This is a genomic window from Solitalea longa, assembly GCF_002920915.1.
Lineage (GTDB): Bacteria > Bacteroidota > Bacteroidia > Sphingobacteriales > Sphingobacteriaceae > Solitalea > Solitalea longa.
In genome coordinates this window covers 1-11,653 of sequence record NZ_PQVF01000023.1, presented here as the reverse complement: position 1 = coordinate 11,653, position 11,653 = coordinate 1, and the positions used below count along the sequence as shown (strand labels likewise).

1 protein-coding gene is annotated in these 11,653 nt (G+C 46.2%); it reads left to right on the top strand.

All coding sequences use genetic code 11. The features are described from left to right. Window positions 1-11,653 (top strand): beta strand repeat-containing protein (locus tag C3K47_RS19190; protein ID WP_103790786.1); only part of this gene is annotated, 11,653 nt, incomplete at both ends.

Sequence of the window (11,653 nt, the reverse complement as noted above, 5' to 3'; positions counted from 1 at the left end):
TACTGTTCAGCCAACTTGTTTGGTAGCGACCGGTTCAATTACAGTAACTGCCCCACTTGGAGCAGGTTTGGAATACTCAATTGATGGTACGAACTACCAGACAGGAATAACCTTTAACGGTCTTGCTGTAAACAATTATAATTTAACTGTTCGCAACGCCCAAGGCTGTGTGTCGTTGGCAACGGCTGTTACTATTGATGCTCAACCGTCAACACCGGTAGCGCCAACAGCTACTACTGTTCAGCCAACTTGTTTGGTAGCGACCGGTTCAATTACCGTGACTGCCCCAACCGGAGCAGGTTTGGAGTATTCAATTGATGGAACGAACTACCAGGCAGGAGTAACCTTTAGCGGACTTCCTTCCGCTGCTTATAATCTAACTGTACGCAATGCCCAAGGTTGTGTGTCCTTGGTAACGGCTGTTACCATTGATGCTCAACCAGCTACGCCTGCAGCACCAACAGCTACTACTGTTCAGCCAACTTGTTTGGTAGCGACCGGTTCAATTACCGTGACTGCCCCAACCGGAGCAGGTTTGGAGTATTCAATTGATGGAACGAATTACCAGGCAGGAACTACATTTAACGGACTTGCTGCAAACAATTATAACTTAACTGTTCGCAACGCCCAAGGTTGTGTGTCGTTGGCAACGGCTGTTACTATTGATGCTCAACCGTCAACACCGGTAGCGCCAACAGCTACTACCGTTCAGCCAACCTGTTTGGTAGCGACCGGTTCAATTACGGTTACAAGCCCAACAGGAGCAGGACTGGAATACTCGATTGATGGTGCGAATTATCAGGCAGGGGTGACCTTTACGGGTCTTGCTTCAAACAATTATAATTTAACCGTAAGAAATGCCCAAGGTTGTGTGTCGTTGTCAACAGCTGTTACTATTGATATTCAACCTACAACACCGACAGCACCTACGGCTACTACTGTTCAGCCAACTTGTTTGGTAGCGACCGGTTCAATTACAGTAACTGCCCCACTTGGAGCAGGTTTGGAATACTCAATTGATGGTACGAACTACCAGACAGGAATAACCTTTAACGGTCTTGCTGTAAACAATTATAATTTAACTGTTCGCAACGCCCAAGGCTGTGTGTCGTTGGCAACGGCTGTTACTATTGATGCTCAACCGTCAACACCGGTAGCGCCAACAGCTACTACTGTTCAGCCAACTTGTTTGGTAGCGACCGGTTCAATTACCGTGACTGCCCCAACCGGAGCAGGTTTGGAGTATTCAATTGATGGAACGAATTACCAGGCTGGACTAACCTTTAACGGACTTACTTCTGCTACCTACACTCTAACTGTTCGCAACGCACAAGGTTGTGTGTCGTTGTCAACAGCTGTTACTATTGATGCTCAACCGTCAACACCGACAGCACCAACAGCTACTACTGTTCAGCCAACTTGTTTGGTAACAACCGGTTCAATTACCGTGACTGCCCCAGTGGGCGCAGGCCTCGAATACTCGATTGATGGTACGAATTATCAGGCAGGGGTAACCTTTAACGGACTTGCTGCAAACAATTATAATCTAACTGTACGCAATTCCCAGGGCTGTGTGTCGACTGGAACTTCAGTTACCATCGATGCTCAACCAGCTACTCCATTAGCACCAACAGTATCTACTGTTCAGCCAACTTGTTTGGTAGCGACCGGTTCAATTACAGTAACTGCCCCACTTGGAGCAGGTTTGGAATACTCAATTGATGGTACGAACTACCAGACAGGAATAACCTTTAACGGACTTGCTGCAAACAATTATAACTTAACTGTTCGCAACGCCCAAGGTTGTGTGTCGTTGGCAACTACTGTTACTATCGATATTCAACCGTCAACTCCGGTAGCGCCAACAGCCAGTACTGTTCAGCCAACTTGTTTGGTAGCGACCGGTTCAATTACCGTGACTGCCCCACTCGGAGCAGGTTTGGAATACTCGATTGATGGTGCGAATTATCAGGCAGGGGTGACCTTTACGGGTCTTGCTTCAAACAATTATAATTTAACCGTAAGAAATGCCCAAGGTTGTGTGTCGTTGTCAACAGCTGTTACTATTGATATTCAACCTACAACACCGACAGCACCTACGGCTACTACTGTTCAGCCAACTTGTTTAGTGGCAACCGGTTCAATTACGGTTGCAAGCCCAACAGGGGCAGGATTGGAGTATTCGATTGATGGCACGAACTACCAGTCAGGAGTGACTTTTACAGGTCTTGCTGCAAACAATTATAATCTAACTGTACGTAATGCCCAGGGTTGTGTGTCGTTGGCAACTACTGTTACTATCGATATTCAACCGGCTACTCCTGCAGTACCAACAGCTACTACTGTTCAGCCAACTTGTTTAGTGGCGAACGGTTCAATTACCGTGACTGCCCCAATTGGAGCAGGACTAGAATACTCAATTGATGGCGCCAATTACCAGGCAGGAACTACATTTAACGGACTTACTTCTACTACCTACACTCTAACTGTAAGAAACGCACAAGGCTGTGTGTCGACTGGAACTTCAGTTACCATCGATGCTCAACCAGCTACTCCATTAGCACCAACAGTATCTACTGTTCAGCCGACTTGTTTGGTAGCGACCGGTTCAATTACCGTTACCAGCCCAACAGGAGCAGGGCTGGAATATTCGATTGATGGTACGAACTACCAGGCAGGAACTACATTTAACGGACTTGCTGCAAACAATTATAACTTAACTGTTCGCAACGCCCAAGGTTGTGTGTCGTTGGCAACTACTGTTACTATCGATATTCAACCGTCAACTCCGGTAGCGCCAACAGCCAGTACCGTTCAGCCAACCTGTTTGGTAGCGACCGGTTCAATTACCGTTACCAGCCCAACAGGAGCAGGGCTGGAATATTCGATTGATGGTGCGAATTACCAGGCAGGGGTGACCTTTAACGGACTTACTTCTACTACCTACACTCTAATTGTAAGAAACGCCCAAGGCTGTGTGTCGACTGCGACTTCCGTTACGATCAACACTCAACCAGCTACACCTGCAGCACCTACGGCTACTACAGTTCAACCAACCTGTTTGTTACCAACCGGTTCAATTACGGTGACCAGCCCAACAGGAGCAGGGCTGGAATATTCGATTGATGGAACGAATTACCAGGCAGGACTAACCTTTAACGGACTTGCTGCAAACAATTATAACTTAACTGTTCGCAACGCCCAAGGTTGTGTGTCGTTGGCAACTACTGTTACTATCGATATTCAACCGTCAACTCCGGTAGCGCCAACAGCCAGTACCGTTCAGCCAACCTGTTTGGTAGCGATCGGTTCAATTACCGTGACTGCCCCACTTGGAGCAGGTTTGGAATACTCGATTGATGGTACGAACTACCAGGCTGGACTAACCTTTACCGGTCTTACTTCCACTACCTACAATTTAACGGTAAGAAACGCGCAAGGCTGTGTGTCGACTGCAACTTCAGTTACCATTGATGCTCAACCAGCTACGCCTGCAGCACCAACAGTAACTACTGTTCAGCCGACTTGTTTGGTGGCAACCGGTTCAATTACCGTTACCAGCCCAACAGGAGCAGGGCTGGAATATTCGATTGATGGTACGAACTACCAGGCAGGAACTACATTTAACGGACTTGCTGCAAACAATTATAACTTAACTGTTCGCAACGCCCAAGGTTGTGTGTCGTTGGCAACTACTGTTACTATCGATATTCAACCGTCAACTCCGGTAGCGCCAACAGCCAGTACCGTTCAGCCAACCTGTTTTGTAGCGACCGGTTCAATTACCGTGACTGCCCCACTTGGAGCAGGTTTGGAATACTCGATTGATGGTGCGAATTATCAGGCAGGGGTGACCTTTACGGGTCTTGCTTCAAACAATTATAATTTAACCGTAAGAAATGCCCAAGGCTGTGTGTCGACTGCAACTTCAATTACGATCAACACTCAACCGGCTACTCCGGCAACACCAACAGCTACTACTCTTCAGCCAACTTGTTTAGTGGCAACCGGTTCAATTACGGTTACAAGCCCAACAGGAGCTGGTTTGGAATACTCAATTGATGGTACGAACTACCAGGCAGGAACTACATTTAACGGACTTGCTTCAAACAATTATAATTTAACCGTAAGAAATGCCCAAGGTTGTGTGTCGTTGGCAACGGCTATTACTATTGATGCTCAACCAGCTACGCCTGCAGTACCAACAGCTACTACTGTTCAGCCAACTTGTTTGGTAACAACCGGTTCAATTACCGTGACTGCCCCAATAGGGGCAGGATTGGAGTATTCGATTGATGGCTCGAACTACCAGGCAGGAGTGACTTTTACAGGTCTTGCTGCAAACAATTATAATCTAACTGTACGTAATGCCCAAGGCTGTGTGTTGTTGGCAACGGCTGTTACTATTGATGCTCAACCATCAACACCGGCAGCACCTACGGCTACTACTGTTCAGCCAACTTGTTTGGTAGCGACCGGTTCAATTACAGTAACTGCCCCACTGGGAGCAGGACTAGAATACTCAATTGATGGTACGAACTACCAGGCAGGAACTGTATTTAACGGACTTACTTCTACTACCTACACTCTAACGGTAAGAAACGCGCAAGGCTGCGTGTCGACGGTGACCTCAGTTACTATTGATGCTCAACCAGCTACGCCTGCAGCACCAACAGCTACTACTGTTCAGTCAACTTGTTTAGTGGCAACCGGTTCAATTACGGTTACAAGCCCAACAGGAGCTGGTTTGGAATACTCAATTGATGGTACGAACTACCAGGCAGGAACTACATTTAACGGACTTGCTTCAAACAATTATAACTTAACTGTTCGCAACGCCCAAGGTTGTGTGTCGACTGGAACTTCAGTTACCATTGATGCTCAACCAGCTACGCCTGCAGCACCAACAGCTACTACCGTTCAGCCGACTTGTTTGGTAGCGACCGGTTCAATTACCGTGACTGCCCCACTCGGAGCAGGTTTGGAGTATTCAATTGATGGAACGAATTACCAGGCTGGACTAACCTTTACCGGTCTTACTTCCACTACTTACAATCTAACGGTAAGAAACGCGCAAGGCTGCGTGTCGACGGTGACCTCAGTTACTATTGATGCTCAACCGGCTACACCTGCAGCGCCAACAGCTAGCACCGTTCAACCAACCTGTTTGTTAGCTACCGGTTCAATTACTGTGACTGCACCGCTGGGAGCAGGCCTCGAGTATTCAATTGATGGCACGAATTACCAGTCAGGACTAACCTTTAACGGACTTACTTCTACTACCTATAATCTAACTGTAAGAAACGCCCAAGGCTGTGTGTCGTTGGCAACGGTTGTTACTATCGATATTCAACCGTCAACACCGGCCGCACCTATGGCCAGTACTGTTCAACCAACTTGTTTGGTGGCAACCGGTTCAATTACGGTTGCAAGCCCAATAGGGGCAGGATTGGAGTATTCGATTGATGGCACGAACTACCAAGCAGGACCTACATTTAACGGACTTGCTGCAAACAATTATAACTTAACTGTTCGCAACGCCCAAGGTTGTGTGTCGTTGGCAACTACTGTTACTATCGATATTCAACCGTCAACTCCGGTAGCGCCAACAGCCAGTACCGTTCAGCCAACCTGTTTGGTAGCGACCGGCTCAATTACCGTGACTGCCCCAGTGGGAGCAGGTTTGGAATACTCAATTGATGGCACGAATTACCAGTCAGGACTAACCTTTAACGGACTTACTGCAACCAATTATAATCTAACTGTACGTAATGCCCAGGGCTGTGTGTCGACTGCAACGACTGTTACTATTGATGCTCAACCTACAACTCCTTCAACTCCAACGTATCTAATTGTTCAACCAACTTGTTTGGTTTCTACAGCTATTTTAACTGTAACATCTCCTTTGAATCTGGAATATTCAATTGATGGGGTGAATTATCAGTCGGGGGTAATTTTTAGTAATTTATCAACAGGAAGCTATTCATTAACTGCCAGAAATACGGATGGATGTATATCTCAGGTAACCACAGTAACGGTTAATTCTCCATTGTTAAGTCCGGCAATTCCTCAGGTTAATATTATTCAACCTTTATGTTTTGGTGAAGTTGGAGAAGCTCATGTTATTTCACCACTTGGTATTGGACTAACCTATTCTATAGATGGAACTAACTATCAGATCTCACCTGATTTTGGAAACCTTGCCGCCGGATCTTATAATATTTCAGTTAAGAATTTAGACGGATGTATTTCACCTGCAAATAGTGTAACGATAGATGCTGCTCCTTCTGCCATCAATTTGGCACAAACACATATAAACCCAGCTTGTAATCAGTCAACAGGTAGTATTGATATTAGTGTAAGCGGAGGTATAGCCCCTTATTCATATAGTTGGAATAATGGTCAGGCAATAGAAGATATTTCAAATCTTGCAGCCGGCACCTATACGCTTACCGTAACGGACGTCAATAATTGTTCACAGTTAATTAATGTGGATTTGAGTGATCAGAATGGTCCGGTGGTAACTGTATTGGGTCAAACTAATAATTTATGTAATGGACTGTCAAGTGGTTCAATTAATATTGATGCTACTGGTGTTGGTCCTTTAAATTATACTTGGAGTGGTCCAAATGGATTTAATGCAGTAACTGAAGACATTTCAAACCTTTCAGGAGGTACATATACACTTACAGTAACTGATGCAAATAATTGCCAGGCATCAACTTCGGTTGTAATTGCGGAGCCCCCGGTTCTTACCCTCTCTGAAGTTCATGCCGATGCTGCGTGTAATTTGGCTACAGGAGTTATTGATGTAACGGTAACAGGAGGAACACCTCCATATTCATACAATTGGTCGAGTGGAGAAAATTCCGAAGATATTTCAAATAAAACTGCAGGCAGCTACACACTTATAGTGACAGACGCCAATAATTGCTCGCAAAATATTACAGTAAACCTGAATGAACAGTCGGGGCCGGTAATTACAGTAGATAATCAAATTAACGTTACCTGCTTTGGAGACTCAAATGGAGCCATTGATATTACAGCCAGTGGCACAGGCACTTTAACTTATAGTTGGACTGGACCTAATGGTTTCAATACGGCTGCTGAAGATTTAGCTGGTTTGGTTGCTGGAACTTATAATTTGACGGTAACGGATTTAAATAATTGCTCGGCCACTGCCAGTGTTATTATTGCAGAACCACAAACTCTTATTTTAAGTGAAATTCATACTAATGCTACCTGTTCCCAAGCTACTGGAGCTATAAATGTAGCTATTACAGGAGGAACAGCTCCATATTCATATAATTGGAATAATGGCAAGTCGACAGAAAGTATTTCCAGTGAGCCTCCCGGAAGTTATACATTAACTGTAACCGACGCGAATAATTGTTCCCAAAGTATTACAGTAATATTGAATGATGAAACAGGGCCATCCATTACAGTGGATACCCAAACGAATGTAAGTTGTAACGGAGGAGACGATGGCGCAATCAATGTAACGGTAACGGGAGGAACAGCACCTTATTCGTACAGTTGGTCAAACGGTCAGGCGACAGAAGATATTTCTGGTCTTTCTCAGGGCACTTACACCTTAACTGTGACTGATGCCAATAATTGTGAGGTCACCGCCAGCGTCACCTTAACTGAACCTCAGGCAATCAGTCTTTCGGAGACTCATACAAATCCAGCTTGTAACCAGTCTACAGGCGCTATTGATGTGTCGGTTGCAGGTGGAACAGCACCTTTCACCTATAGCTGGTCAAGTGGTGAGGCCACTGAAGATCTTTCCGGCAAAGCCGCTGGTTCGTATACTTTAACAGTTACGGATGCGAACAATTGTTCGGAAAATATAGCTGTTACTTTAAATGATGTGGCAGGTCCTTCAATTACAGTGGATAATCAAACAAATATTAGCTGTAATGGCGGAACAAATGGAGCGATCAATGTAACAGTAAGCAGTGGAACTGCTCCTTATACCTATAGTTGGTCGGGTGGACAGGCGACCGAGGACATTGCAACACTAGTTGCAGGTACCTATATTTTAACGGTAACCGATGCCAATAACTGTCAGGCCACGGCCAGCGTCACTTTAACTGAACCTCTGGCAATCAGTCTTTCGGAGACTCATACAAATCCAGCTTGTAACCAGTCTACAGGCGCTATTGATGTGTCGGTTGTAGGTGGCACAGCGCCTTATAGCTATAGCTGGTCAAGTGGTGAGGCCACTGAAGATCTTTCCGGCAAAGCCGCTGGTTCGTATACTTTAACAGTTACGGATGCGAACAATTGTTCGGAAAATATAGCTGTTACTTTAAATGATGTGGCAGGTCCTTCAATTACAGTGGATAATCAAACGAATGTAAGTTGTAATGGCGCATCGGATGGTGCAATCAATGTAACGGTAAGTGGTGGTACCGCTCCGTATAACTATAGCTGGTCAAGTGGTCAGGCGATAGAAGACCTAACCGGTCTTTCTCAGGGAACCTACACCTTAACGGTAACCGATGCGAACAACTGTCAGGCCACAGCCAATGTGACACTTACAGAGCCTTTAGCATTGGTACTTTCAGAAGCCCATACTGATCCGACTTGTAATCTCTCAAACGGTTCAATTGATATTAGTGTAGTTGGAGGAACTGCACCATATACCTACAGTTGGTTAAGCGGTCAGGCGATCGAAGACTTAAGCGCTATTGCTGCCGGTTCATACACTTTAACCGTAACGGATGCTAATAACTGTTCGAAGAATATAACAGTTACTTTGAATGATGTGGCAGGTCCGGCCATTACGGTGGACAACCAAACGAATGTCAGCTGTAATGGCGCTTCGGATGGAGCGATCAATGTAACGGTAACGGGCGGAACAGCGCCTTATTCGTATAGCTGGTCAAGTGGTCAGGCGATAGAAGATTTAACTGGACTTTCTCAGGGAACTTACACCTTAACGGTAACCGATGCGAACAACTGTCAGGCCACAGCCAGTGTGACACTTACAGAGCCTTTAGCACTGGTACTTTCAGAAGCCCATATTGATCCGACTTGTAATCTCTCAAACGGGTCGATTGATATTACCATAAGTGGAGGAACCGCGCCATATACCTACAGTTGGTCAAGCGGTCAGGCGATCGAAGACTTAAGCGCTATTGCTGCCGGTTCATACACTTTAACAGTAACGGATGCTAATAACTGTTCGAAGAATATAACGGTTACTTTGAATGATTTGGCTGGCCCTTCAGTTACAGTAGACAACCAAACAAATGTCAGCTGTAATGGGGCATCGGATGGTGCGATCAACGTAACCATAACGGGCGGAACGGCACCTTTCTCTTATAGTTGGTCAAGCGGCCAGGCAACAGAAGACCTAACTGGTCTTTCTCAGGGAACCTACACCTTAACAGTGACCGATGCGAACAACTGTCAGGCCACAGCCAGTGTGACACTTACAGAGCCTTTAGCACTGGTACTTTCAGAAGCCCATACTGATCCGACTTGTAATCTCTCAAACGGGTCGATTGATATCAGTGTAGTTGGAGGAACCGCGCCATATACCTACAGTTGGTCAAGCGGTCAGGCGATCGAAGACTTAAGCGCTATTGCTGCCGGTTCATACACTTTAACAGTAACGGATGCCAATAACTGCGCGAAGAATATAACGGTTACTTTAAATGATGTGGCAGGTCCTTCAATTACGGTGGACAACCAAACGAATGTCAGCTGTAATGGTGCATCGGATGGTGCGATCAATGTAACGGTAAGTGGTGGTACCGCTCCGTATAACTATAGCTGGTCGAGCGGTCAGGCGACAGAAGACCTAACCGGTCTTTCTCAGGGAACCTACACCTTAACGGTAACGGATGCTAATAACTGCCAGGCTACAACCAGCGTAACCTTGACTGAACCTTTGGTAATCAGTCTTTCAGAGACTCATACTGAACCGGCTTGTAACCAATCGACTGGAACCATTGATGTGTCGGTTGCAGGAGGAACAGCACCGTTCTCTTATGCCTGGTCAAGTGGTGAAACTACCGAAGATCTTTCAGGCAAAGCCGCTGGCAGCTTCACTTTAACTGTGACCGATGCCAATAACTGCGCGAAGAATATAACAGTTACTTTGAATGATGTGGCAGGTCCTTCAATTACGGTGGATAACCAAACGAACGCAAGCTGTAACGGGGCAGCGGATGGGGTGATCAATGTAACCATAACGGGCGGCACAGCGCCTTTCTCTTATAGCTGGTCGAGCGGTCAGGCGATAGAAGATTTAACTGGACTTTCTCAGGGAGCCTACACCTTAACAGTGACCGATGCGAACAACTGTCAGGCCACAGCCAGTGTGACACTTACCGAGCCTTTAGCACTGGTACTTTCAGAAGCCCATACTGATCCGACATGTAACCTCTCAAACGGTTCGATTGATATCAGTGTAGTTGGAGGAACCGCGCCATTTACTTATGTCTGGTCAAACGGTGAGGCCACCGAAGACCTTTCGGCTATTGCTTCTGGAAATTATACACTGACTGTGACCGATGCGAATAACTGCGTACAAAGTATTACGGTGAACCTGAATGATCAAAACGGTCCTGCTATTACGGTGGACAACCAAACGAATGTCAGCTGTAACGGAGGAGCAAATGGCGCGATCAATGTAACGATTAGTGGGGGCACAGCACCTTTCTCTTATAGTTGGTCAAGCGGCCAGGCAACAGAAGACCTAGCTGGTCTTTCTCAGGGAGCCTACACCTTAACGGTAACCGATGCGAACAACTGTCAGGCCACAGCCAGTGTGACACTTACCGAGCCTTTAGCGCTGGTGCTTTCAGAAGTCCATACTGATCCGACTTGTAATCTCTCAAACGGTTCGATTGATATCAGTGTAGTTGGAGGAACCGCGCCATATACTTATGTCTGGTCAAACGGTGAGGCCACCGAAGACCTTTCGGCTATTGCTTCTGGAAATTATACACTGACTGTGACCGATGCGAATAACTGCGTACAAAGTATTACGGTGAACCTGAATGATCAAAACGGTCCTGCTATTACGGTGGACAACCAAACGAATGTCAGCTGTAACGGAGGAGCAAATGGCGCGATCAATGTAACGATTAGTGGGGGCACAGCACCTTTCTCTTATAGTTGGTCAAGCGGCCAGGCAACAGAAGACCTAACTGGTCTTTCTCAGGGAGCCTACATCTTAACGGTAACCGATGCGAACAACTGTCAGGCCACAGCCAGTGTGACACTTACCGAGCCTTTAGCGCTGGTGCTTTCAGAAGTCCATACTGATCCGACTTGTAATCTCTCAAACGGTTCGATTGATATCAGTGTAGTTGGAGGAACCGCGCCTTATACTTATGCCTGGTCAAGTGGTGAAACTACCGAAGATCTTTCAGGCAAAGCCGCTGGCAGCTACACTTTAATTGTAACCGATGCGAATAACTGCGTACAAAGTATTACGGTGAACCTGAATGATCAAAACGGTCCTTCTATTACGGTGGATAATCAAACGAACGCGAGCTGTAATGGCGCATCGGATGGAGCGATCAATGTAACGGTTAGTGGCGGAACAGCGCCGTTTTCTTACAGTTGGTCGAGCGGACAAGCAACAGAAGACCTAACTGGTCTTTCTCAGGGAACCTACATTTTAACGGTG